This is a genomic window from [Scytonema hofmanni] UTEX 2349 (genome assembly GCF_000582685.1).
Taxonomy (GTDB): Bacteria; Cyanobacteriota; Cyanobacteriia; order Cyanobacteriales; family Nostocaceae; genus Hassallia; species Hassallia hofmanni.
In genome coordinates, this window is the sequence record NZ_KK073768.1 from 4,373,327 (window position 1) to 4,396,830 (window position 23,504).

23 protein-coding genes are annotated in these 23,504 nt (G+C 41.2%); 5 read left to right on the forward strand and 18 right to left on the reverse strand.

Translation table 11 applies throughout. The features are described from left to right. Nucleotides 1–395 precede the first annotated feature (395 nt). Nucleotides 396–875 carry an NAD(P)H-quinone oxidoreductase subunit N gene (gene ndhN, locus TOL9009_RS0124815; RefSeq protein WP_029635526.1) on the forward strand — a complete coding sequence of 160 codons (480 nt, stop codon included), beginning with the start codon at nucleotides 396–398 and terminating at the stop codon, nucleotides 873–875. Between the two features lie 53 nt (nucleotides 876–928). Here ndhN and TOL9009_RS0124820 read toward each other — a convergent pair whose 3' ends face one another. The 6 genes from TOL9009_RS0124820 to TOL9009_RS47730 form a co-directional block, all read right to left on the reverse strand. After that, nucleotides 929–1,414 carry a GNAT family N-acetyltransferase gene (locus TOL9009_RS0124820; RefSeq protein ID WP_029635528.1) on the reverse strand — a complete coding sequence of 162 codons (486 nt, stop codon included), beginning with the start codon at nucleotides 1,412–1,414 and terminating at the stop codon, nucleotides 929–931. A gap of 26 nt (nucleotides 1,415–1,440) precedes the next feature. Then, entirely contained in the window at nucleotides 1,441–2,268 is an 828-nt protein-coding gene (locus tag TOL9009_RS0124825; protein ID WP_029635530.1) for an ABC transporter permease, read from the reverse strand. A 194-nt stretch (nucleotides 2,269–2,462) separates the two neighbouring features. Then, nucleotides 2,463–4,976 carry an SUMF1/EgtB/PvdO family nonheme iron enzyme gene (locus TOL9009_RS49635; protein WP_038296571.1) on the reverse strand — a complete coding sequence of 838 codons (2,514 nt, stop codon included), beginning with the start codon at nucleotides 4,974–4,976 and terminating at the stop codon, nucleotides 2,463–2,465. 13 nt (nucleotides 4,977–4,989) lie between these two features. Beyond that, nucleotides 4,990–5,424 (reverse strand): Pepco domain-containing protein, encoded by a 435-nt coding sequence (locus TOL9009_RS0124835; protein ID WP_029635532.1) that lies wholly within the window; start codon nucleotides 5,422–5,424, stop codon nucleotides 4,990–4,992. 93 nt (nucleotides 5,425–5,517) lie between these two features. Continuing rightward, a complete protein-coding gene (locus TOL9009_RS49640; protein WP_260675937.1) occupies nucleotides 5,518–5,640 on the reverse strand; it encodes a hypothetical protein in 123 nt (40 codons plus the stop codon). A gap of 15 nt (nucleotides 5,641–5,655) precedes the next feature. Then, entirely contained in the window at nucleotides 5,656–5,868 is a 213-nt protein-coding gene (locus TOL9009_RS47730; RefSeq protein WP_051503021.1) for a hypothetical protein, read from the reverse strand. A 251-nt stretch (nucleotides 5,869–6,119) separates the two neighbouring features. Between TOL9009_RS47730 and TOL9009_RS0124845 the strand changes: the two genes are divergently transcribed. After that, a complete protein-coding gene (locus TOL9009_RS0124845; protein WP_029635534.1) occupies nucleotides 6,120–6,659 on the forward strand; it encodes a DUF3172 domain-containing protein in 540 nt (179 codons plus the stop codon). 466 nt (nucleotides 6,660–7,125) lie between these two features. Here the strand turns inward: TOL9009_RS0124845 and TOL9009_RS0124850 are convergent, their stop codons facing one another. Continuing rightward, nucleotides 7,126–8,262, reverse strand: coding sequence for an AMIN domain-containing protein (locus TOL9009_RS0124850; RefSeq protein ID WP_260675938.1), 1,137 nt, complete (start codon nucleotides 8,260–8,262; stop codon nucleotides 7,126–7,128). Nucleotides 8,263–8,582: 320 nt separating this feature from the next. Next, complete coding sequence (locus TOL9009_RS0124855) at nucleotides 8,583–10,772, reverse strand: cation:proton antiporter (RefSeq protein ID WP_398344931.1); 2,190 nt, start codon at nucleotides 10,770–10,772, stop codon at nucleotides 8,583–8,585. A gap of 913 nt (nucleotides 10,773–11,685) precedes the next feature. Here TOL9009_RS0124855 and TOL9009_RS0124860 point away from each other — a divergent pair. Further along, on the forward strand, nucleotides 11,686–12,114 hold the full coding sequence (locus TOL9009_RS0124860; RefSeq protein WP_144238332.1) for a hypothetical protein: 429 nt from the start codon (nucleotides 11,686–11,688) through the stop codon (nucleotides 12,112–12,114). Between the two features lie 77 nt (nucleotides 12,115–12,191). Here the strand turns inward: TOL9009_RS0124860 and folE are convergent, their stop codons facing one another. The 5 genes from folE to TOL9009_RS0124890 all read right to left on the reverse strand — a co-directional run bounded on the left by folE (nucleotide 12,192) and on the right by TOL9009_RS0124890 (nucleotide 17,239). Continuing rightward, entirely contained in the window at nucleotides 12,192–12,899 is a 708-nt protein-coding gene (gene folE / locus TOL9009_RS0124865) for a GTP cyclohydrolase I FolE (RefSeq protein WP_029635542.1), read from the reverse strand. Nucleotides 12,900–13,152: 253 nt separating this feature from the next. Then, entirely contained in the window at nucleotides 13,153–13,878 is a 726-nt protein-coding gene (locus tag TOL9009_RS0124870) for an SDR family oxidoreductase (protein ID WP_029635544.1), read from the reverse strand. Nucleotides 13,879–14,220: 342 nt separating this feature from the next. Further along, complete coding sequence (locus TOL9009_RS0124875) at nucleotides 14,221–15,204, reverse strand: acetyl-CoA carboxylase carboxyltransferase subunit alpha (protein ID WP_029635545.1); 984 nt, start codon at nucleotides 15,202–15,204, stop codon at nucleotides 14,221–14,223. Between the two features lie 101 nt (nucleotides 15,205–15,305). Beyond that, nucleotides 15,306–16,325, reverse strand: a complete 1,020-nt coding sequence (locus tag TOL9009_RS0124880) for a long-chain acyl-[acyl-carrier-protein] reductase (protein WP_029635547.1) — start codon at nucleotides 16,323–16,325, stop codon at nucleotides 15,306–15,308. Nucleotides 16,326–16,546: 221 nt separating this feature from the next. Continuing rightward, complete coding sequence (locus TOL9009_RS0124890; RefSeq protein ID WP_029635549.1) at nucleotides 16,547–17,239, reverse strand: aldehyde oxygenase (deformylating); 693 nt, start codon at nucleotides 17,237–17,239, stop codon at nucleotides 16,547–16,549. Nucleotides 17,240–17,415: 176 nt separating this feature from the next. On the opposite strand from TOL9009_RS0124890, the gene TOL9009_RS0124895 reads away from it, so the two are divergent. Next, nucleotides 17,416–18,240 (forward strand): carbohydrate ABC transporter permease, encoded by an 825-nt coding sequence (locus TOL9009_RS0124895; RefSeq protein WP_029635551.1) that lies wholly within the window; start codon nucleotides 17,416–17,418, stop codon nucleotides 18,238–18,240. Between the two features lie 184 nt (nucleotides 18,241–18,424). Here the strand turns inward: TOL9009_RS0124895 and TOL9009_RS42670 are convergent, their stop codons facing one another. From TOL9009_RS42670 to TOL9009_RS0124910, 3 genes are all read right to left on the reverse strand, one after another. Continuing rightward, complete coding sequence (locus tag TOL9009_RS42670; RefSeq protein WP_029635553.1) at nucleotides 18,425–19,795, reverse strand: VWA domain-containing protein; 1,371 nt, start codon at nucleotides 19,793–19,795, stop codon at nucleotides 18,425–18,427. Between the two features lie 106 nt (nucleotides 19,796–19,901). Continuing rightward, the gene (locus TOL9009_RS0124905) at nucleotides 19,902–20,474 is read right to left on the reverse strand and encodes a TerD family protein (protein ID WP_029635555.1); all 573 of its coding nucleotides are present in this window, start codon (nucleotides 20,472–20,474) and stop codon (nucleotides 19,902–19,904) included. Nucleotides 20,475–20,570: 96 nt separating this feature from the next. Continuing rightward, nucleotides 20,571–21,173, reverse strand: coding sequence for a TerD family protein (locus tag TOL9009_RS0124910; RefSeq protein ID WP_029635557.1), 603 nt, complete (start codon nucleotides 21,171–21,173; stop codon nucleotides 20,571–20,573). A 425-nt stretch (nucleotides 21,174–21,598) separates the two neighbouring features. Between TOL9009_RS0124910 and TOL9009_RS0124915 the strand changes: the two genes are divergently transcribed. Beyond that, on the forward strand, nucleotides 21,599–21,850 hold the full coding sequence (locus tag TOL9009_RS0124915) for a transporter suffix domain-containing protein (protein WP_029635559.1): 252 nt from the start codon (nucleotides 21,599–21,601) through the stop codon (nucleotides 21,848–21,850). A 108-nt stretch (nucleotides 21,851–21,958) separates the two neighbouring features. On the opposite strand, the gene TOL9009_RS0124920 is transcribed toward TOL9009_RS0124915, so the two are convergent. Both TOL9009_RS0124920 and TOL9009_RS0124925 read right to left on the reverse strand, forming a co-directional pair. Further along, the gene (locus TOL9009_RS0124920) at nucleotides 21,959–22,741 is read right to left on the reverse strand and encodes a Uma2 family endonuclease (protein WP_029635561.1); all 783 of its coding nucleotides are present in this window, start codon (nucleotides 22,739–22,741) and stop codon (nucleotides 21,959–21,961) included. 40 nt (nucleotides 22,742–22,781) lie between these two features. Continuing rightward, nucleotides 22,782–23,483, reverse strand: coding sequence for a rhomboid family intramembrane serine protease (locus TOL9009_RS0124925; RefSeq protein WP_029635563.1), 702 nt, complete (start codon nucleotides 23,481–23,483; stop codon nucleotides 22,782–22,784). Between the last annotated feature and the right edge of the window lie 21 nt (nucleotides 23,484–23,504).

The window sequence follows — 23,504 nt, forward strand, 5'->3', positions numbered from 1 at the left end:
ACTAGCTAGGAATCTAATTAGAAGGTAAACTAATTTTATATTTTGCTCACAATCTAATAATATAGATCATCTATTTACGTTTGTCTATAATTTTTCGTTTTTCACCGACACCCTGAAGGGTGCGGCTATACAAACGAAGCCCACCTTCGTGGGCTAAGAGTTATATATACACGAAGGTGGGCTTTGTACGCACAACGCTCCAGGCTAAAGTCAACAGAGCTAATCAGGTCTGAAAACTCTTGGTGAATGACTAAATATTAAGAAAACCTATATTATATTCAGCTTAAGTAATAAGAGCGGGTGGAGCTAATCTAACTTATAAGTTTGTTATCTAACTAAATATATCGATTAACAGTGAATAATAGAGATATATAAGTGGGATAATACGAAAATCTATGGCACTAATAACCACTGGCAAACCTTTCATTCGCGACCTGGAAAAATTTGGCACTCTTGGGGTGTACGCACCTCTGGAAGGGGGTTTTGAAGGTCGGTATCAACGCCGACTGCGTGCGGCTGGTTATGTCACTTTGCACATTACCGCAAGAGGACTGGGCGATTTAGCTGCTTATTTGACGGGAGTTCATGGAATCAGACCTCCTCACCTGGGTAAAAAAACTACCCCTAATGGTGCAGCAGTCGGCTTTGTCTACTATGTACCACCGATTATCAATTATCAGCTAGAACATCTACCACCAAAGTCAAAGGGTCTAGTGTTGTGGATTATTGAAGGGCATATTCTTTCCAATCAGGAAGTTGAATATTTAGCGTCTTTGCCTAGTATAGATCCACGAGTAAAAGTAGTTCTCGAAAGAGGAGGCGATCGCTTCTTCCGTTGGACACCTCTGGAGAAAACACTTTTAGTTGCTAGTTAACAGTTAAGAGTCAACAGTCAATAGTCAACAGTCCAATAACTAATGACTTTTGACTATGGACTTTTGACTCCTAACTCTTTGAGCATTTCTATGGTACTGATGCGAAAACCGCAGGATGCAAATAATCGTCGTGCTGCTTCGTTGACAGCTGTGGTATCAAGCCGAATTTGCTGAATTTCCATTTCTTGGAAGCGTTCGACACACAACATGACCATTTTTTGCGCTACTCGGTTTTGCCGATATTCTGGTTCAACCCAGATATCGTGAATAAAAGCATATTCCTGTAAACGGTAAATGGGAATTTCTCGCTCAACTGTCGCTACTAGAAACCCCCCCAATTTACCTTCATCTTCGGCTACTAGGAAGACATTGCGATCGCTACTATTCGCTAACCGCGTCAACCATTTTTCATAACGCTGTTCTGGATAAGGTAAAAATCCATATTTGGCTGTATCCCAATTTTCGTGCAATTCACAAATTTTAGCAACCATTGGTAAAACTTTGGGTACATCGTCTGATGTGGCACTGCGAATTAGCATTTTGGATAATTGGCTTTTTGCAAATGTTAATCTTGTTGGTGGGCAAAAATGTAAGCACCCCACAGAGAAAGAGCGATCGCCATCACTAACAAAATCGGTATGCTGTACCAAGGAAACTGGGACAATGGCAAATAAGCAGCTGCACGCAGTCCTAAGGTGGCATAAGTAAGGGGTAACAAATAAACTACAACTTTTAAAGCTGCGGGTAATGTATTTGGGTCAAAGAAAGTTCCTCCGAGAAAGGACATGGGGATGATGATAAAGTTGTTGTAGAGTCCGACAGCTTCAAGCGATCGCACAGTTAACCCGACAATTACCCCCAAGCCAGAAAAAACGGCACAACTCAGCACTAACAATAACAAAAACAACGGGTGCAGAAAACGCCAGTTACCAGTAAACAGTAGCGCTACCAAAATTACACCCAGCGAAGTCAACAACCCCCGCATTACTCCCGCTAGCATTTTACCAATATGCAAAGCTAAAGGATGCACAGGGACAAGCAACAATTCCTCAAAGCTTTTGGTAAACAGTCTCTCACCACAAATCGAAAACGTCGTCCCCACAAAACTGACTGTCATCGACGACAGCGCCACCATCCCTGGCAAAATGAATTCTAAGTAGCTCTTATAATCACCACTAATTCCTACCCCTGGTTTAATTGAACCTCCCAAACCAAAGCCAAAAGCGAGAATGTATACCAGTGGAGAGATTAAGCCTGATGTAGCTAGTTGTGGAATTCTGACACGTAAATCCAGCCATTCACCCCAAAAAATAGTCAGACTATCAGCTATAAAGATTTGAATTTGTGAGGTTTTGAAGCTTTTGCTTAAGAGTCGCGGTCTTGTAGATGTCACTTTTTTTAAGTTATGTATCAATTTTTTCTTAATTAATATTTTATATTTTTTGATGGTTTAACTATCCAAAGTATTAAAAGTCCAGATGGGGGGGACGAGGACTGTTGAAAAAAAATTAGATCGTTCCGCTCCGCTACACTTTATAAGGGTAAAGAAAAGAAGGGTAGAGGGGAAAAGAACTAAAGTATAAAGGGCTACTTAAGAATCCTCCCAACGGCGCAGACAACACGAAAACCGATATTGATGTAGATGTCGACGCGCCCCGCCCAAGTGTAGTAGGTGCGAGACGCGGAACGGCAGTCTTTAGGATCGTAGAACCAGGAACCGCCCCGCAGCACATGAGACTGATTATCATTATTTATCCATGCACTTCCATTACTAGGCGCTCCTTTATAGCTATCATGCCAAGTATCTTGACACCACTCCCAAACGTTTCCGTGCATGTCATATAATCCAGAGCCGTTTGGTGGAAAACTGCCTACTTCTGGTGTTTCTTGACGATATTTTCCTTTTGGCTCAGAAGCGTAAGTCCTATTTCCATCGTAGTTAACTAACTCAGTTGTAATCGTCTCGCCAAAATGAAATGGTGTATTTGTTCCTGCACGACAAGCATATTCCCATTCTGCTTCCGAGGGTAGGCGATATTTCCGCCCAGTCTTTTGACTGAGTTTGTTGCAAAATTCTACTGCATCATTCCAGGAAACTGACTCAACAAGAAGTTTTTTTCCCTTGAAATTGGATGGATTTGTACCCATCACTTGTTGATACTGTTCCTGGGTGACTTCAAACCTGCCCATAAAAAAAGCAGGCACATTTACATCGTGCTGCGGACTTTCATTTGGGTTTCGACTTTTCTCCCTTGATGGTGAACCCATCTTAAAAGAACCACCAGGAATAGAGACCATTTCTAGAGTTACACCATTACCCAAGTCCTCCTTAAAAAACTTGGCTTGCTTGTTAGAATCTCGTTTAATTACCTGTCCCTTTTCATCTACCGTTACCGTTTCAAACTCAACATTCCACAAGGGTAATCCGAATGCTTTCTCGGTTGTTGAGAGTGTGTATTTAGGTTTTGCTACAGAAATTGGTGTCGGTGATTGAACCTTAAAAATTTCACGACCTACTACTGCTGTCACTAAACCTACACTTCCCAAGCCAGCCCACTTCAAAAATTTTTGTCGGCTAATTCGCTCTTGAGTCAGTTGAGTGGGTTGAGCAACGCTTGGCTGCTGAATCGGAGATTTAATCAATTCTTGGCTTGCTACAACTCTGCCTTCAATTGCAGTGATGTCCGTTTGCTTAAGTCCTAAACTCAATTGAAGTATGTTTAACCTCAACCGAATAACATGACTCTTAAGGGAATTTCCGGCATTAATTGTTTTAATTAATTCTTGCTCATACTGCTGTAATTTTTGGCGATATTCTGCTTCCTCTCGCTGCTGTTTTGTTTCTGCCTCCTGCTGCTTCAGTCTTGCTGCTTCTTCTTGTTGTCGTTGTTTTTCTGCCTCTTGTTGTTTTCGATATTCTGCTTCCTTCTGGGCAATAATTGGCTGTTCAATCTGCAATACTTCTTCTTCTTTAAGTTGCAAAGATTGCTGCAATTGCTTCAATTTATTACGACTTGCTCGACTAATGGGATATTCTCGCTCAATTGCTTCCGAGAAAGCTTGCTGATAAGGAACTAAATTCTGTCGATGTTCTTCTTGCTTTTGAGTCAACAGTTCAGCACTTGCTGATCTACCTCCACTTGATGAAGTAACAGACTCGTCAGGTGCGATTGTAAATTTAAAACTTCCTTGCTGACGCAGCGCAATTCTGCCAATAGCGTCAATTGCATCCGAATCAATACGGGATACAGCTAAAACTCTCACCCATAATTGTTTTGCTAATGATAAATTACCTCTGTTTTCAGCTTGAGAGGCTTGATATTTTAATGGCTCTACATCTCTAAGTGTGGCAGTTTGCTCTAATAAAATAAAATACATTTTGTAAGGCGGTTCTGCCTGGAGATAAGGATTTTGTGCTTCCTTTCCATAACGAGCATTCAAAGCGGGAACTTGGTAACGTAAATATTGTTCTAAACGCTCTACTGTGGCACAATTAGCCTCTCCCTGTAGTCGCAATCCCTCTAACAGTGAATAGGTAAATGAGCCATGTTCTAATTCCTCAATCTCCCAAGATTGTTTGTTAGCTGTGCAGGAATAAAAGGTGATAACTCCTTGATGCCTTTGTTCACCAATTCCCAATCCGGCTCTACTACTTTCATCTCGGCAAGCATCCAAAAACAATACTACATTATCAGCCCCGCTGCGCCGCAGTCTTTGGGTTACAAAATCAACAGAAATAGCAGTATGTTCTATGTCTCCTGGGTCACTATCTGAGAACATTAAATAATCTTGATCTTTATATCGATTGCCATGACCTGCAAAGAAAAACCATAAATTATCTTCTGGCTTTAATAAAGGAGTTTGAATATTCTCAAACTGTGCGCGTAAAAATCGCCGCAAATGACCAAAAGTAGGTTGAGTAGGAATTGGCGGATTGGCTGCAATTGGCGCAGAATCGTCAGTGAAGAGGAAAACTTGATCAAATCTGGCATCTTGTTCAAACCAAGTTGCCATCACAGAAGCATCTCGCTTGGCAAAGTTTAGCGATCGCAGGTTTTCATAGTGATTAATCCCAACAACAATCGCCCAATTCCTACCCATATTCAAGTACCAATTATTTCCGCTTAAATTTAAAAGTCATCGCTCCTTTTCCCCCGGCTTTACCACCACCAATCCCAAACAAACTGATTTGTCCTTCACCATTGACTTCTACTGAGAGTTCGACCTCATTAAGCTGGATCTTAGAATCGGGTAGGTCAGCTTCATCAAGCATTTCCCGCATTGCTTGCAGAAACCCCTTCATTTCTTGCTTGAGTTTAGTTACCTCTACTTTGCGTCTGGTAATGACTATTTCGTCTTTTTTTCGGCTCACAACTATTTCTTCAGTGGTTTGGACACCACCAAGTAGTCCTCCTCTATCTCCACTGCTTCTTGCTCCACTGCTTCTAGTTACATTATCTGTGAATGTTTCAGTAGTTGTACTTGAGGCTTCAGCCGTTTCTTCGGTAATAATCCAGATAGCTTTTGGGGTGGAATTTTCTGCTGACATAAATTTAATTATTTAAATTATTTCTGATTTAACTCGCTTTTACTAAAGCTTACAGCACCGCTGTTCTGGCTTTTAGTTCGGCAACTTTTTAGTTCAATTGTATGAGACTACATTACTATTATTCAGTAGTAGGAAGAACAAATCAGTCAACACCAACCCAGAAATGGCTAAAAATTGGGCGCGATCGCCATTAACCACTACAACAATCTTCAGCACCTAAACTACACCAAACTATGAAATAGCTTTTGCGATCTCCGAAATAGCTTTTGCGATCTCCGAAATAGCTTTTGCGATCTCCGAAATAGCTTTTGCGATCTCCGAAATAGCTTTTGCGATCGCCGAAATAGCTTTTGCGATCTCCGAAATAGCTTTTGCGATCGCCGAAATAGCTTTTGCTGTCGCCGAAATAGCTTTTGCGATCGCCGAAATAGCTTTTGATACCATTTCTGTATGAAGATGCGCTTAATTAGCCTGCGTAGGCAGGCTTTGTTCGTGTAGCCGCGAGTTCACTCGTCGGGTTCTTAAGCTATAGATGCCGAAGCTATGGGAGACTGTTTTGAAAAGGATGTGCGGTTTGACAATTAACTATTGACCCTTGACTATTGACCAATTTGAGCTAAGACTCGTCATACTTAAAGAGGGAGAATTGTTGAACTACTCCCGGCTATTTAAGGCGTGAAGTTGATTAAGCAACAATGAGACGTAAATCTACTGGTAGAACAGTTACCAATTCTAAACCCCCTGGTATTCAATCTCCTGCGTTTAATTTCACCACTACGGCGATTTTGGCGGGGGTGTTTATTTTGGGAATTGGGATTGGTATTGCTTTTAGCTCTACAACCACCTTGACTCCATCAAACGTGGCTTCCCGCGAATTTATTGACACCAAAGCACCGAACCCTGAGATTTGCGTGCAGTATGGAGCTAGCGCTATGGTGATGGACGCCAGACTTTTTGTGACACTCAACCCGTTTAATGTCTACGTTGCTCAACCGAGTATGCGTCCTGGATGCGTTATTCGCCAAAATAACTGGGCACTTTTAGAGCAGCGAAAGCTCGTATCATCGCAGCAGGTGAACGAATGCAAAAATCGCCTGAACACTTTTGGTTTTACGGGTAATTTGGATAGTGAAAAACCTGATATTAGGTGTATTTATCAAAACGAAGCTGCTCAAAACTTCTTTATCAATCAACCAGGAGCAGTCTCACAACCACAGGAAACGGACAGATTCTAAAAATAAAAAGAAGAAAGCGCTCAATTATCTCTGAGAAGGGCTTGTCATTTCATTACCAGCATTTTTGTCGCAGTTAAATTGTCGTTCAATCCATACCCCGACTAGGGTTGTAAACCCTAGTCTAATAGCTAAAGTCCTCTAAAAGAGGACTAAAAATACACCTATTTGATAAGATAGATTCCACTCCTAAGAACACATTTTATAACCCTTATACAGCAAGGCTTTTAGGAAATCTACAAAAATGTGTTTCTTTCATATATTGCTAGTGGCGATCGCCGCTAGTGAGGGGCTGACATCTTGCGCCATTCTCAATTAGCACCATAAGCCTTACTCAGTCGTCTTTAGACGACTTTAGCTATTAGCCTTAGAATTCATTCTAAGGCGGTTGTTGCAACTGATGCAAGATATCATTTTAACAGAGCTTACCTGCGTGGGCTAATTAAACGCATCTTCACACAGAAGTCGCTTACCTATTGGAGTTGGGAAAGGGTTGACCAAACTCAAATACCCCAGAATTAGGAACATTAACTGGATAGTTAGGGACGGTTTGAACAGGAAAACCAGGGGCACCGACACTAAGAGGAGCAGTATTAAAATTACCAGGCTGATTTGGGAAACTCGGTGGGGGAAGAACAGAACCAGGTTGTTGAGTAGGGTTATTAGAATTCAGCGCCGGTACTGTTACTAAAGGTATCTGTGAGTTGTTATAGTTACTGGGCGGTAAGTTGCTAGGCGGTGGATAGTTATAATTACTTGGCGGTAAGTTACTGGGCGGTAAGTTGCTAGGCGGTGGATAGTTATAATTACTCGGTGGTAAGTTGCTCGGTGGTAAGTTGCTAGGCGGTGGATAGTTATAATTACTCGGTGGTAAGTTGCTCGGTGGTAAGTTGCTAGGCGGTGGATAGTTATAATTACTCGGTGGTAAGTTGCTTGGTGGTAAGTTGGTAGGCGCTGGATAGTTATAATTACTTGGTGGTAAGTTGCTTGGTGGTGGATAGTTTCCCTGTTGAGAATATGTGCCACCAGCAATTAAAGGACGTAAAACCCAGCGAGTGTTATTTTGCGCGGAAACGGGTTGCAGTTGTACCTGATTTGGATCTAAAGAAGTCCCTGGTGCTAAATCTAAAACAATGCGAGTTACGTTTTCGTTTAATTGGGAAACGCGAATTCTTTGAATTGCTCCAGAATAATTTTGTTGTGTGGCAACATAGCCTAATTTGGTATCAGGCAAATCTATAACCATGCGCGGGGGTTGGGCAAGATAAAAGTAACGCGGTGTTGTACCTCCTGAGAGATTAATTTCTAGTTGAAAAGCTTCTGGGTAAAAACGCCAATCTTCTAGCCTTGCTGCTGGGGCTGCAATACTGCTATTAGTTTCGAGAGTAATTGCTGTAAATAAGCCAAACAAACTCACATAAAGAAAAAATTGCCTAATCCTCAACACCATTACCATTATTTGTGTCCTTTGGCTTTTGTTTGCGGTGTAACTTTCAGAAGGCAGAAGGCAGAAGGCAGAAGGCAGGAGGCAGAAGGCACTTATAGAACCCACCATTAAAAGAGTGGGATTGTAACAAGGACGTTTTATACCGGAAGTGCAAGCCATCTTGTGTATAATTATTGATTTGGACTGGGCTTTAAACCCAGAGCTAAAGTTTTTATTAATACTCTTAACCTTCTGCCTTCTGCCCTCGACCCTCTGCCTTTCTTTGTAATTTTAATCGTTTTAGGACAAGACTTACGCAAAATACCTCTCAAACCCTTATTCCTCTGTTTTCTCTGCGTCCTCTGCGGTTCGTTATTCCGTTATTACTGCGTAAGTCCTATAGGAATATCTTTCACGGTTATTTGACTCGAAGACAAGGAGACAAAGAAAAATTTCTCCCCCATCTCCCTCATCTCCCCCATCTCCCTCATCCCACCCTCCTATCCTCTAAGTGCTGATTCGTGAGTGTTAGCATCAGCAAGGACTGAGGCTAAGTGAGAGGTGACTTGACTGTAACGACGGGTAATTAAAAGTGAGGAACGACACTGAATCGCTAGTTCGTCTGTATAACGTCCGAGGGTTTGACGTTCAATGCCCCAAGCACGGCTAGTACCTGCAATAGTCAGGTCTACCCTTTCTGAAGCTTTGACTACAGCTTGGATTGGCTCAGAGGCTTCAATGGTTTGAATGTCAATGCGATCGCGTACACTTTGAGGCAATTGCTGCATCATTTTGTGCAACTCGTGGCTCATTTCATTTTTAACGCGATTTTCTGAGACTACCTGTAAAATCTTTAACAGGCAAGTATCACGATTTATGAGCAGTCTCAACGCAAGTATCAGTGCTAAATCATCGTGGATATTTGCAGAATACGGCACCAACAAATTTTCTAAGCGCTTTTTGCCTCTGTCTATAAACACTGCTACATCAACCGGCGCTGTATTCAGAATTTGACCAACTCTCCCCCCTAAGCGATTATTACTAAAAGCTGGGCGATGCCATCCGACTAAAATTAAATCAGCTGGTTTGAGTTCGGCTATCTCTGCTGTTTCTTGTGCAACGTTACTGCATATGCGAATTATCGGATGTACGTAAGAGCGTGTAGAAGGCGGCTCTAAGGTATCAATTAATTCTTCTAGCTGTTGCCGACGTTCTTCGATTAATCGGTTTGCTTCAATTGGGGTACTTTCAAAGGGATAATCTTCTGAAAGTTCAATCAAACTGAGAGGATGAACAGCTGTAGGTTGTTGGTAGTTGAGTGCGATCGCTACTGCTAACTGTACTAAGCCTTTTTGTGTACTCGGATTCGCTACTGGTACTAAAATCCGGTAAATTTGACCGTAAGAATCGACCGTCGCAATATCTCTACTAGCTTCTGGTGCATCTTCTTTTTCAACCACATCTAGTTTGATTAGCCGTTTCGGATATGTCCACTCTAACAAAGGCGAGGTCATAAATGTGGTTACTAACGCCACAATCACCAGCATGGTGAAAAGTAAAGGCGTAATTACTCCCAACGACAAACCAATATTTAATACTATCAGTTCGGTTAAACCGCGAGTATTCATCAACCAAGCGAGTGCTGAAGCTTCGCGTTTTTCAATTCCTGAGAAGCGAGCTGCTACATAAGTGCCTGTGTATTTTCCGGCGATCGCTACGAATAACACCAATCCACATAACAACCACAATTCCGGACGGTTAACTAAGCCGATTTGCGTCCGCAGACCACTATAAGCAAAAAATACTGGTAGCAGAAATATCAACACGAAATCTTTAGTTTTTCCCGCTATTTCCCGCACTAAACCAGCATTCTTGGGCATTATCGTCCCTAGCAAAAATGCTCCAAAAATCAAATCAATACCAATTAGTTCGGTAATCAGAGCGGAAGCAACTACTCCCATGTAAATTAAAGCTAGGAGTAATTGGTTAAGGCGTTTGGTGCGACGGTAGTAAATAGCAAGACGTTGCAAAAAAGTTCGTCCCACCGTCATCATAAACCCGATATAAAGCAAAAGAGCGATAATTGTATGCCAAGCCCCACCAATAGTACCTTCTCTAGCGACAGCAATTGCTACTGCTAACAAACACCAAGCGACCAAATCATTCACAGCGGCAGAAGTTAATGCCAAAGTTCCCAAGTACGTTGCCTGTAAGTTTTTCTCGGTAATTATTCTGGCAAGTACTGGAAATGCTGTCATTGATGTTGCCGATGCCAAAAATAGTGTAAAAGCGGTAAATGAAACATTGCCATGAGAAAGCAATGGATACAGTAACAAAGCTAATAAAGTTGCTAAGGCAAATGGTACTAAAACTGAGATGAAACCAGTAAAAATTGCTACATCTATTTTACCTTTGAGATACTTGGGATCTAACTCTAGACCAATCAGAAACATGAAAAATATCAGTCCCACCTGAGATAAAACATTTAGAAAGGGAACAGTTTCCGGTGGGAACAGGGTAGCGGCTAGATTTGGAGCAACCCAACCAAATAATGATGGTCCAAGCATAATGCCGGCAACAATTTCACCAATTACCAGGGGTTGCTTAAGCCACTCTAATGCCAATCCGATTAAGCGTGACATTCCAATTACAATTAGCACCTCAATCAAAACGAGAATAACTGTGTCAATATGCATAGTCTCCTCTACATCCACTAGCCGATGTCCCCTTGATGATTCTCCAACTCAGTTGAATATGTCAATGTCTTTGAAGATAACGTTGGAGGTCGGTGCAAAAAACTTATATAAAGATAAGTAAACGCGTAGAACGCAACTACCAGTATTCCTCAGTCCTGAACAACACTGTAGCCTATTTGACCTCAGTACAACCTCAGTGCTACAAAAGGTAAATTAAGACCGAGCACAAGTCATTCGATTAAATGCACATGGTTGGTACGTAAATGCTGCCCATTTTAATTGGACTCCACAAAGAGTGAGAGACCTGCACTGTCAAGGTTTCCCACGCCACATGCGATTTCGTCGCTTCTAGTTGCGTTCTTCGCAGTGGCTCGACTTTCTTCTGTGTGTCCAGCATCCGCTGCAACGATCGCACTTTTGGTAAAGGTCTTTCTTAGTATTCAAGACAAATAGCCTTTTCTTACCAAGCGATCGCCCAATACGGTTCAGTTAAGAAATTTATCCGTTGAGGCAGGCTGTTCTTGAGCAGGGGATGCAGGGGAAGCAGGGGGGGAGAAAAAAGCTTATCTGAACCGTATTGAGCGATCGCCAACTACTTCTGGTAAATTTTGGATCTGCTATAGCGTTTCCCAAGCAAATGAAGTACACCCCACCCGCACTATCGCGCACCCTCCCCTTGCCAAGGGGAGGGTTGGGGAGGGGTCATTTCGTACCTCACCAGAGTGGGAAAGGCTATAAGTGTAACACTGATGGAATTCTGGAAAAAACCGGAACCTTAATTGGCAGCGCTGAATACAAAAATTTTTCCCTATTTCTGGAACAGTCCTTACTTTTTGGGAAGTCTAGAATTAGAAGGTGATTTAATCGCCTGCTATCAATGCCTTATCGGAAAGTAAAAATAACTGCCATGAAATCTAATTATAATCACCAATATTATATGTTAAAGCTAGGTTTGTTCAGTGCAGGTGCATTACTGTGCTTGATACCCTTGCTTTCTTTTCCAACAGTAGTTTCGGCTTCAACTAGACCTCAAGCGGTGCAAATAGCCGCTCTAAATGATTGTGTCAATGATATCTCAGAAGGTTTCTCTGTGGAAACTACAAATTATTACGTAGGTATCTGCTACACAAATAAAGGTAGCTTTTACGTTGGCAGAACCAAGAAAACAGGCGATCGCTTAGTTATTCCCGTCTCTTATAACAAGGCAAAAAATGTATATCTTGCCGAAAATGGTGAGTATACTTACACCCTTGACTTAAATAAAAATCAGCTAATTATCAAGTTACCAAATGGCAACCTGTATACTGACAAAGTAATTAGAGTAATTGATTCTTGACAAGTAAGGGTTAGTGGTTAGTGGTTAGTGGATAATAAAACAACTAACCACCATCAACTAACCACCATCAACTAACCTTAAAAGAACGCTGGTTGATGGCGAATTAAATTAAAGAATTCTTCGCGGGGTTTTTGTTCATCTTGGAATACACCGACCATCGCACTGGTGACTGTCCAAGAACCGGGTTTCTGCACACCCCTCATTACCATGCACATATGGCTAGCTTCCATGACAACAGCAACGCCTTTAGGTTGTAAAATTGTTTGAACGGCTTCGGCAATTTGGCGAGTTAGTCTTTCTTGTACTTGCAAGCGTCGGGAATACATTTCTACAATCCGGGCAAGCTTACTTAGTCCTACCACTTTTTGGTTGGGGATATAAGCAACATGCGCTCTACCCATAAACGGCAGCATGTGGTGTTCGCACAAGCTGAAGAAATTAATATCGCGGACTAACACCATCTCATTATGCCCTTCATCAAAGATGGCATCATTCACAAGCTCTTCTAGAGATTGGTTGTAACCGCTGGTAAGAAACCGCATTGCTTCTGCAACACGCTTGGGTGTTTTCAAAAGTCCTTCACGTTCAGGATCTTCTCCGACACCTACTATAATAGACCGCACGGCATCCTTCATTTGCTCCATGTGTTCCTCTGAGGGTTCATGCAAATCAGGTTTTCGTCCGTAGCGAGTATTGCGATCGGGTCTGGGATTGATAGCTTCTGACAAGTCGGGAATTAAAGGAGATTGAGAGGTATTGGAACCGTTGGAACGAGCAGTAGTCATAGGGTAAGTCTTTGTTAGAGTTTGAATTACTTTTGGGTTATGAGTCAATACGGTTCAGTTAAGGATTTTTGGTAATGATTTTAGACCTGTAGAGACGCGATTAAACGAAGTCTCTAACAAGAAATTTGAATTTAACTGAAACGTATTTAATTATGAGTTATTAATTATAAGTTATGAGTTATAAGTTAATTACTAACTCGTAATTCTTAACTTCATGCTTCCTAACTTCTAATTTATAACTCAATAGATGCACTTACAAAACGCCTTTGCTGGGCATAAGAATCAATTCGTCAATAACAGCTTGTTGTGGTAAAAGTGCTGTGTGAAGAATCGATTGAGCCACGATTTCTGGGGTTAACATATTTGTGCGGTCAAGTTTGACGCGGACAGTTTCTGTGTCCCAGAGTTCGGTGTTGACAGAACCTGGACAAATAGCAGTGACGCGAATGCCGTGAGCGCGTTCTTCTTGTGCCAAAGCTTGAGAAAGGGATATCAAACCAGCTTTGCTAACGCTGTATGCTCCCCAACTGGCAAAGGCTTGTTTGCCGGCAATAGAAGCGACATTGATGATTGTGCCGTGTCCTCGATCGCGCATTGAAGGTAAAATCCCCAGAATACACTGAAACACGCTGGTAAGATTTAAGTCGATTACCTGCTGCCAGTCAGCTAAAGAAGTTTCGCTCAACGTCGCTGTGTATCCCATGCCAGCATTGTTGACTAGAATATCTATGTCCCCAAAGTCACGCGCGATCGCACTCATTGACTCTTGTACTTGGGCAATACTAGCTAGATCAACACTATAAGCTTTCGCTGTCACGTCTGCGTGCCTTGCTGCCATCGCTACTGACTCCAATTTTTCAACAGAACGGCTCACCAAAGCGACATCTATTCCCGCTTTCGCAAATGCCAATGCTGTTGCTTTGCCAATTCCACTGCTTGCTCCAGTAATCAGAGCGCGTCGTTTCTGGGTAACACTCATGCTATCTCCAATTTTTTTGGTGGTTTGCAAACTGCACCACCACCTAATTACTCAAAACTTTTACTTTGACATAGATTAAAGAATTCTGAAAAATATGATAAATTTTCCTTCTAAACTGCTATAATTCCTTGCCAAGGTATGTATATTCTCACTTTTAAGTTTTCCAAAGGAATACTATACAGCTTTCGCTACCGAAATTCTTTGTCCGGAGTGAAAATTGATTAGTTAGTCATCAAAACACCAAAAATGCGAATACCTATGGCTGTTGAAGATTGTTAAAAATCTTTACATACCACAGGCAATTATAGCATTGCTGTAAAACGAATAAATTACCCCATAGTCTTAAGAATGGGGAACTTCCGTGAAAACACCAATTTTGCGGAATTTTTCATAACGCAATTGACGGCGTTCGGCAGGAGTTAACCGGTAAAGTTCTTCCAAATTGTCCAGCAGAGCTTGTTTAAGAGTATTAACGGCTTTGATCGGGTCGGAATGAGCGCCACCGATGGGTTCAGTTAATATCTGATCGATAATTCCCAAACCCTTGAGGTCATGTGATGTCATTTTTAAGACAGCGGCAGCTTGAGGAGCTTTGCTGGCATCTTTCCATAAAATGGCGGCGCAGGCTTCGGGAGTAATTACAGTATAGACAGAATGTTCAAACATCATCAGGCGATCGCCTATCCCAATACCCAAGGCACCACCGGAACCACCTTCACCAATGACTGTGCAGATAATTGGTACATCTAGACAGAACATTTCTCGTAAATTGTAGGCGATCGCTTCACCTGCACCTTGTCGTTCGGCGATTACCGTCGGCAAAGCACCTGGGGTATCAATAAAGCATAAAATTGGCATCCCAAACCTGTTAGCATGTTCCATCAAGCGCATTGCTTTGCGATAACCGCCAGGGGTTGCCATGCCAAAGTTACGGGCAATATTATCTTTAGTGTCGCGTCCTTTTTGATGACCCAACATGACAATGGGCATTCCACTCAAACGACCCACACCACCAACCAAAGCCGGATCGTCAGAACCACAGCGATCGCCATGTAACTCCATCCATTCATCACTGATTGCCTGAATGTAATCAAGAGTACTAGGGCGGCGGGGATGACGAGCCACTTGCAGCCGCTGAGACGGTGATAAACTAGTAAAAATTTCCTCACGCAGTTCCATAGAACGGGCTTCTAATTTCCGAATTTCATTAGAAACATCAACGCCATTTTCTTCAGCAAGTAGACGAATCTGCTCAATTCGGTTAGCAAGTTCTGCAAGAGGCTTTTCAAAATCCAACAACAGCGGTTTACGCTCGGTAGTAGCCATAACTTAGGAAATAGAAAGTGGTTAGTGGATAGTGGATAGTGGATAGTAGTTAGTTGTTAGTTGTTCTACTAACCAATAACAACGAACAACTAACAAGCTTACTAAACCAGCAGTGGTCTAAATCCGTGTTTGATTGACACTTGACCGATCTGCTCCATTTTTTCTACCGTAATCTGATTTCGCCCCCAAGAAAAGTTCGTATATAACTTCTCAAATTCGAGCAGCATTGATTCGGCGAAGCAAGCAAATAACTGCCTTGCAGGAATATCCATATTGACTATGCTCATAATTTTCCAGTCAATATCTAGAGAATGTTCGACAATGCCACCATTTAATACATGCACACCTGGATGCTGAATTTTCATGGCAAGGTTTTTGGGATAGCCTCCATCAATTAGCAAACAGGGTTGCTTCAATACAGTGGGGTCAATTTCCATACCTTTGGGCATACTCGCAACCCAAACCACAATATCAGCTTGTGGTAGTGCTTCATCCAAGGACATGATTTTACCCCGCCCCAGTTCATCTTGCAAATTTTTCAGGCGTTCGGAGTTACGCGCTATCAGCAATAGTTCTTTAACATCACTTCTCGCATCTAGCCAGCGGCAGATAGCACTACCAATATCTCCAGTAGCACCGCACACAGCAACAGTCGCGTTATTCAGTTCAATTCCCAATTGCTTTGAGGCTTGCTCTACCTGCCGACAAATAATATAAGCAGTGTGAGTATTCCCGGTAGTGAAGCGTTCAAACTCTAGTTTAATATTGCGGACTTGCCGAAACTGCTCCAAATTAAAATTTTCAAAAATAATTGAAGAAAACCCACCCAAAGCCGTGATATTTATGCCATTTTTTTGGGCATGAGACATAGCATTGAGAATTTTGCGCGTTGCTGCCTTGATGCGTCGAGTAGCTAGCATCTCCGGCAAAAAGCAAGATTCTACATAGCGTCCTTCAATTTTCTGCCCAGTAATACTCGTGACAGTAATAGTATCAACAATTTGCGGTGGGGCGCTGCACCAAAAATCTAAACCTTGATCTGCATATTCTGGGTAGCCCAATTCTTTAGCTACCGCTTGTGCGTGTTCCAAACTAGTGAGATGTCCGATTAGACCAAACATGTAGTGTTATTAAACGTGTGCTTCATTGAAAGCGTGGAATGGGTGGGGGGATGGGGAGAGGGGGGAGACAGGGGGAGCAGGGGAGGCAGGGGGAGCAGGGGAGGCAGGGGAGGCAGGGGGAGCAGGGGAAGAAATTCCGCCAAGTCCCCTTGTCCCCTTGTCTCCTTGTCCCCTTGTCTCCTTCTCCCCCTTGTCCCCCTTGTCCCCACTCTGGGCAATAATTAAGCGGCTGTGAGTCCGTAGGCTGACATACGCATAATGTCGCGGGTGGTGAAACCGATATTACTTAAAGCTTCTCCATATTGAATCATGAAGTCTTCTACCAAAGCTTCCTTTTCCATTGCCAAGGTGTGGGCATCTTTCTCAACTTTATTGAGCATTCTCCAGACGATGGGAAGGTTTTGACGATTTGCCTGTTCTAATTCCGCTTTGGATTCGGCAAAGTTTTCTTTCAACCAAACTTCACCAAAGTTGAGATGGCTATATTCATCTTTTACCACACCTTCAGTGATTTTACGAGCGAAATCATCAGCAACGGGGATGTAGATGTTGTATGCAGCGATCGCAAAACATTCAATAATCAAAGATTGAATCAGCAGGCAAGTAACAACCTTACCCTCGGCTGCTGCATCTTGGAAATTTTGGTGCAAGGGAGAGAAAAACTCGCGGGCAAATTCCAGATCCGGTGTAACGTTGAGATTGCGTCCACAAGCTTCAAATCCCTTTTTGTGGCGGCTTTCCATCTTAGATAGGCGAATTAGTTCATCCTTGCTTTCTGGCAGCAGTTCAGCCAGTGTAATGTAATTTTCGTATGCTTCCTGTTCCCCTTCAATGACAATTGCATTAATGCGGCTGTAAGCATCTTTGTAAATTTCGCTTTGAAAATCAATTTCCGATTCGGCTGCAAGCTGCATGAAATGAACACTCCTGTAAATGTGAATCTAATTGATACCAGAGTTTGGTAGACCCTATCTTTTAGGGTAATAGTTGCCGTGATTTAATTTAACTTAACAACTTACTATGTTATAGACTAGCGGTTCTGTAGCGCGATGCTCTAGTGGTAGAGAAACAAATACTTTAAGCAAAATTTATGTCCAAACAAAGTTGGAATTTTAAATATACTGATTTTTTCAGCCTGGGAGTACTTATTTTCGGAGCGTTTATCGTCCTTTTGCCACTGCTGCTTGTGTTTGTTATCTCCTTTGCTCCTTCTGGTGCATCTCTGGAAATTTTACCTAATAAGTTATCTTTAGCCAATTACCGCGATGCTTGGCAACAAGGTAATTTCTTGCTGGCATTTGCTAATTCTACCTTGGTGGCAGTAGCTGTGACAGCGTTTCAAATTGTGACTTCGGCGTTAGCGGGTTACGCTTTAGCCCGGTTCAAATTTCGGGGTAAGCAAGCATTGCTGCTAATTATTTTGGCGACCTTGGTGATACCCTTTCAGTTATTGGTGATTCCGATTTTTTTGGTACTGAAGTCGGGACACCTGATAAACACTTACGGAGCGTTGATTTTGCCGACTGCGGTTAATGGCTTTGGCATTTTTTTGTTACGTCAATATTTCCAAACTATTCCCGTGGAGTTGGAAGAAGCAGCAGCGATAGATGGGGCAAACCGATTAGAAATTTTGTGGAGGGTAATGTTACCTTTAGCGCGTCCGGCTTTGGTAACATTGTTTTTATTCACGTTTATCGGTGAATGGAACGATTTATTTAAGCCTTTGGTGTTTACGACGCGTCCAGAATTAAGAACGGTGCAACTTGCTTTGGCAGAGTTTCAAGAGCAATTTACGAATAATTGGTCTTTGATGATGGCGGCAGTAGCGATCGCTACCATCCCTGTGATGGTATTATTTCTAATTGGGCAGCGTCAGTTTATCCAGGGTATTGCGACAACAGGGATGAAGAATTAAGCGCTTGGGGCAGGCAAGATTTTTAAACCGCAAAATTGGAAATTCGTACTGGATACGGGAACGACATCCCTGACAGCGGAGTTTGGAGGGTCTTGTCAGGTCTATACGTTCGTAAATAGGGACTTTAAGCTTGCGAGTTGTTCTGGTTAAATCAAAGCGATCGTACAAAGACATTTTAAGTCCCTTAGGGCAATATACCTTTCGCTCTTGCCTTTTTAATCCAACTAGGAAATTCATTCAGCAGTCTTTCATACAATTGCTCATCAGTGATTTTTCCTAAATCATCCACATGAAAAAAGTCGGCGTTATCAACGATACGACCATTCATCGTGTCTAGTCTTTTCAAAATTCCATAGCTAGAACCAGCCAACCCAACAAATTGCCAAAATATAGGATATTTGGCTGCATCAACTACAGCTTTTTTAATTCCTTCTTCATCAGTAACGCCTCCATCACTAAGAAATACAATAAACGTAGGCTCTTTACTAGGTTCTTCTTTAGTGTATTTCTTGATTACATCTCGTATTACAGGAGACTCATTGTTTCCCCCACCTAATTCCAGCATGAGAGAGGGCATTTTCAAAACAAGTAAAGCCCTCTTCATTTCACCACATTCTTTTTGAATGTAGCCATCAACATTTGTCTCCTGAATTGATTTTGTTCTTTTAAATGTTGAGCCAAAAAACCAAACGTCTAATTTTCCATCATTATCTAGCCTACTAGCTACCGGGACTATTCTTTCAATAAATGCTTGCACTGCACCAGAATTATATTGATTGCTCATAGAACCAGAAATATCCAAAACCAAAGCAACTCTTGCTACAGTATTATCAATACCTTTCTTTTTGAGAACAATATCTACTTTTGCTTTTAAAAGGCTAATGTTTGCTTTTTTTGTAATATCAATATGCTGAGGTTTGGTATTTTGGCTATGATTTATTACAGGAATCTCCGCTAATGGTTGTTCTTTGTTTTGTTTTTGTTTAGTTTCAACAATATACTTATCTACAAAACTTTGTAATCCAGTATTATAACCTTCTCCTACAGCTTGAAACCTCCATTCATTATCCTTTTTATACAACCTTCCAAACTCCAATGCCGTCTCTTGAGAAAAAGCTTCTCTCAAATTGTACCGAGCTAAAGACCTTTTATTTTCCTGGTTGTAAATTTTGATAAAAGCATTTTTTATTTGACTAAAGTTTTGATTTTTTCCCTGCCCTTCGTGAATAGTTACAACAAAAACTATTTCCTGAATTACCGGATCTACTTTTGTCAAATCAATATAAATAGTTTCATCATCTCCGTGACCTTCTCCAGTTTTATTATCTCCTGAGTGTTTAAGTGACCCATCAAGAGATTCAAGGTTATTGTAGAATACAAAATATTTTTCATGACTGACTTTGCTATCTGCACCTAACATGAATACAGAAACATCAATATCATAGCTTTGTCCATTATTACTTACCTGCCAGCCTAAACCAATAGCCACTTTCTTTAAATCGGGAGCTTCTTGAGAAAGATTAAACCTGCCACCTTTGCTTAATTCAATTTCCATTTTGTATAAATTATCTTGGTTTAATTTTTGATTATGTTATCAATCTTAAAAAAAAGGGGGTTAACAACAATGAATACCCCCTTTTTATTAACTACTTAGATAGCTACTAAGCAGCGTATCTGTCTACAAAACTCTGAAGACCTGATTTATATCCAGCCCCGACAGCTTGGAATCTCCATTCCCCATCTTTTCGATAAAGTTTACCAAATTCAATTGCTGTTTCTGCCGAAGCATCTTCTTCTAATTCATACTTGGCAATTTGTTTTTCGGTAGCATTATCGTAAATTCTGATATATGAATTTCTGACTTGTCCAAAGTTTTGCTTTCTTTGCTCCGCTTCATGGATAGTCACGACAAAAACTATTTCTTGAACTGAAGCATCAACTTTGCTCAAATCAATTTTAATTGTTTCATCATCACCTATACCCTCTCCGGTTTTGCTATCTCCTTCATGTTTTAGAGAACCGTCTGGCGATTGTGAGTTATTATAAAATACAAAGTATTTTTCATTAATAATTTTTCCATTAGCTCCTAACATAAATACAGAAGCATCCAAGTCGAAAGCTGAACCTGTATCTGTGGCGTTGATATCCCATCCTAAACCAATACCAGCATTTTTTAAGCTAGGTGCTTCTTTTGAGAGATTGATTCTTTCGCCTTTGCTTAGGTTAATTGACATGATTACTACCTTTTTCTAGAAAACGACTTTTATTTGAAGTTGACATTGAGTTGAGTTACTCAATAATTAGGGCGTATTTAGATACTCAACAAATGATTAAGCGTAGGATTGTACGAGTCCTTCTAAACCATTAACGTTAACACCAGTACCAATGGCAGCCATTTTCCACTCATTGTTGTGATTGTAAATTTCAGCCATGATCATCCCAGTCATTCCTTTGTATTCAGAACCTGACAAATTATATTTGGCAAGTTCTTGATTATTAGATGTATTGACCAGACGTACAAAAGCATTTTTAACTTGGGCAAAGTCTTGTTTACGAGCAATGCAGTCGTAAATATTAACTGTAAAAACTAGTTTTGCAATCTCTTTTGGTAGCCGAGCTAAATCTACAATAATTTGCTCGTCATCACCTTCTCCTGCACCTGTGAGATTGTCACCCAGATGGGTAATTGCTCCTGATTTGTGGGATAGGTTTCCAAAGTAAACTAAGTTGGCTACATCTTTCACTTTGCCATTTTGGTCTAAACAGATTACTAAGGCATCTAAATCACAGTTTTGAGTGTTACTAAAAGCTCCAAAAAATCCGCCACCAGAGCTTTTTGCGACATCCCAGCCCAGCCCACAGATTAGCTTTGTTAGCCCTGGAGATTCTTTAGAAAGCGAGATGCGTTGCCCTTTTTGTAGGTTAATTCCCATGTAAATTCCTCTAAATAAATTAGGTTGGTCATATTTTTTAGGTATTTGATTGAATAGCAGATTGATGCAAAAGTTATTTTCTAGCTATAGCGATCAAACTTTTTATAACCAACCGTATTTTTACTTAAACGCGCCATAAAGCGTAACGTACGCTACGCTATATTATGCGCTCTATCTTAGTCACCTCTAAGGAAGACTGTAATCAGGAAAAACACTTAAACTTCACTTTTCAGTTACATTTAGCAACGATTAATCTTTTTTTATAATGTGTTGCTTAAATCCACTTATCAAACAAATAGGCTCACAATTCTCCAATCCCGAAGTTGGTGTGTGAGTTTCACCTATCATAAAAAAATTAACTCTCATGGTGGAGTTTTTCACTCATTCAACAACGCTAAACTTAGAATCTGTGACAATCAGGAAATATGCAGAAACTGGGTTTAATTTTAATTGTCCTGTCATTTTTGCCGTGGGTTGCAATTCCTTTGGTTGTGCCATTTTTACCGCTTTCTGCTGCCCAAAAAGCCTTAACAATTCCTGTGTTGCTGGTAGTTGCAGAAATTTTGTTTTGGTTGGGTGTCCTGATGGTAGGTAAAGAAGTAGCGCAACGCTATCGGCAATACTTCACTTTGGGTTTTTTGAAGAAGCAGGTAAGAAAATTTAATCGTAAAAGGTAATTGCACATCTTGCATCAAGCGATGAAAATCATGTCCGTTTAATTAGCAATAATAAAAATACAGACGTTCCGGTGGAACGTCTCTACAATATAATATGTGTGATTTCGTTTATCCTAATTGTTCAACTTCAGATTCAGACAAACCCGTTAACTGAGCTACCTTTTCTATCCCCATTCCTTGCTGCAATAAATTCACAGCTATTTGTCTGATTTGCGATCGCGCTTGTTCGGCACGTTGATGTTCTTGTTCGGCACGTTGATGTTCTAAGTCGGCTATTTCCTCAGCATTTGGCAGTAACTTTCCATCCATTGTTGCCCAGCGTAACCAAGTCGCATCAATGCCTTTGTATATTCCTTGCCAGCGCACTAACGCTAAACCTAACGATTGACTCACAAGCTGATTTTGGGCATTTGGTGCGATCGCTTCATATACTCCGCGATTGAGAAAAAACCCGGCACAATCATCAGCATTAAAGGGGTCAAACCAAAAATATTCAGAGACACGTAGCAAATTTTGATAAATTAGCTTTTTCTCATTTTTATCTTGGGCAGCAGTGCTGTTAGATAGCAATTCAATTACTACGTCAGGTCCCTTCCCCTCTTCCCAGACAACCCAACAAAGACGTTCTTTTTTCGGTACTCCCAATACTACAAAAAAGTCGGGTCCTCGAAAATCTTGGTTCTTGACTTGTGCCAAGCTGTAGTAGACAAACATATTGCCCCCGACATAGCCATCATCACGACTTGCTAACCAAATAGATAAAGTATCAATAAGCATGTCCATTTGGACTTTGTGCCGTTGAGTTTCCATTGGGATACCGTCGTCGCTTTTGAGTTCTGCTTGGGTTGGGGGCAGTGCCACGTTAAGTTCATCTAAGATAATTTTTGACATGGCTGTTGAGCTTGGCAGGTGAATTTTTTATTTTATAATATTAACGTCGTTGTAGTATTCGCATGTAAGCTGCACCAATCAAAAATCCGACACCATGAACCCAATAAGCAAAACTAGGTTGATTAATGCTGGTGGGAATGTTTAAACTACCGATCCCGTAAAAAAGTTGTTGTGCAAACCACCAAAATAGATAGAAAATTGCTGGTATTTCAACCGGGATATAGACAATCAATAGCGGTAAAATTGAGTAGATTTTCGTTTGGGGAAATTTTACCAGATATGCACCTAAAACCGATGCGATCGCACCATTCGCCCCAATCAATGATACGCTCAAATTCGGTTCGGCGATAATTTGTATCACCCCAGTGAATATCCCAGAAGCCAAGTAAAATGCTAGATAGCGTCTAGCCCCAAAAATGTTTTCTACAGTCTTCCCAAAAACCCACAAAAATAGTAAATTGCCTAATATTTGACTAAAACTGCCATGCAGAAACATACTTACTAGCAGCGAACTGGAACGCAGTACTACTACTATCCAAGCTGCGGGATTGCCGAAGAGCGCTTGCGTAGCCGCCGCACTAATTTGTGCCGGAATCACGCTCCAATTGTTGATAAAGGAGCCTAATTCACCAGTCAGTTCTAATTTTAATTCCCATAAGAATAGAGCCATGTTAATGCCAATCAACCAGGAATTAACAATCGGCTTTCTGCGCGTATAAATGTTATCACTAATCGGAATCATCTGGATTTTGGATTTTAGATT

What these genes read in the sequence shown, in the direction of transcription:
- TOL9009_RS0124925 (WP_029635563.1), bottom strand. Translation starts at nt 23,483, where the DNA reads ATGATTCCGATTAGTGATAACATTTATACGCGCAGAAAGCCGATTGTT.
- TOL9009_RS0124845 (WP_029635534.1), top strand. Translation starts at nt 6,120, where the DNA reads ATGAGACGTAAATCTACTGGTAGAACAGTTACCAATTCTAAACCCCCT.
- TOL9009_RS0124860 (WP_144238332.1), top strand. Translation starts at nt 11,686, where the DNA reads ATGAAATCTAATTATAATCACCAATATTATATGTTAAAGCTAGGTTTG.
- TOL9009_RS0124910 (WP_029635557.1), bottom strand. Translation starts at nt 21,173, where the DNA reads ATGGGAATTAACCTACAAAAAGGGCAACGCATCTCGCTTTCTAAAGAA.
- TOL9009_RS0124890 (WP_029635549.1), bottom strand. Translation starts at nt 17,239, where the DNA reads ATGCAGCTTGCAGCCGAATCGGAAATTGATTTTCAAAGCGAAATTTAC.
- TOL9009_RS0124850 (WP_260675938.1), bottom strand. Translation starts at nt 8,262, where the DNA reads ATGGCTTGCACTTCCGGTATAAAACGTCCTTGTTACAATCCCACTCTT.
- TOL9009_RS0124915 (WP_029635559.1), top strand. Translation starts at nt 21,599, where the DNA reads ATGCAGAAACTGGGTTTAATTTTAATTGTCCTGTCATTTTTGCCGTGG.
- TOL9009_RS0124835 (WP_029635532.1), bottom strand. Translation starts at nt 5,424, where the DNA reads ATGTCAGCAGAAAATTCCACCCCAAAAGCTATCTGGATTATTACCGAA.
- TOL9009_RS47730 (WP_051503021.1), bottom strand. Translation starts at nt 5,868, where the DNA reads ATGGTATCAAAAGCTATTTCGGCGATCGCAAAAGCTATTTCGGCGACA.
- TOL9009_RS0124895 (WP_029635551.1), top strand. Translation starts at nt 17,416, where the DNA reads ATGTCCAAACAAAGTTGGAATTTTAAATATACTGATTTTTTCAGCCTG.
- TOL9009_RS0124920 (WP_029635561.1), bottom strand. Translation starts at nt 22,741, where the DNA reads ATGTCAAAAATTATCTTAGATGAACTTAACGTGGCACTGCCCCCAACC.
- TOL9009_RS0124820 (WP_029635528.1), bottom strand. Translation starts at nt 1,414, where the DNA reads ATGCTAATTCGCAGTGCCACATCAGACGATGTACCCAAAGTTTTACCA.
- TOL9009_RS0124870 (WP_029635544.1), bottom strand. Translation starts at nt 13,878, where the DNA reads ATGAGTGTTACCCAGAAACGACGCGCTCTGATTACTGGAGCAAGCAGT.
- TOL9009_RS0124880 (WP_029635547.1), bottom strand. Translation starts at nt 16,325, where the DNA reads ATGTTTGGTCTAATCGGACATCTCACTAGTTTGGAACACGCACAAGCG.
- ndhN (WP_029635526.1), top strand. Translation starts at nt 396, where the DNA reads ATGGCACTAATAACCACTGGCAAACCTTTCATTCGCGACCTGGAAAAA.
- folE (WP_029635542.1), bottom strand. Translation starts at nt 12,899, where the DNA reads ATGACTACTGCTCGTTCCAACGGTTCCAATACCTCTCAATCTCCTTTA.
- TOL9009_RS0124905 (WP_029635555.1), bottom strand. Translation starts at nt 20,474, where the DNA reads ATGTCAATTAACCTAAGCAAAGGCGAAAGAATCAATCTCTCAAAAGAA.
- TOL9009_RS0124875 (WP_029635545.1), bottom strand. Translation starts at nt 15,204, where the DNA reads ATGGCTACTACCGAGCGTAAACCGCTGTTGTTGGATTTTGAAAAGCCT.
- TOL9009_RS49635 (WP_038296571.1), bottom strand. Translation starts at nt 4,976, where the DNA reads ATGGGTAGGAATTGGGCGATTGTTGTTGGGATTAATCACTATGAAAAC.
- TOL9009_RS42670 (WP_029635553.1), bottom strand. Translation starts at nt 19,795, where the DNA reads ATGGAAATTGAATTAAGCAAAGGTGGCAGGTTTAATCTTTCTCAAGAA.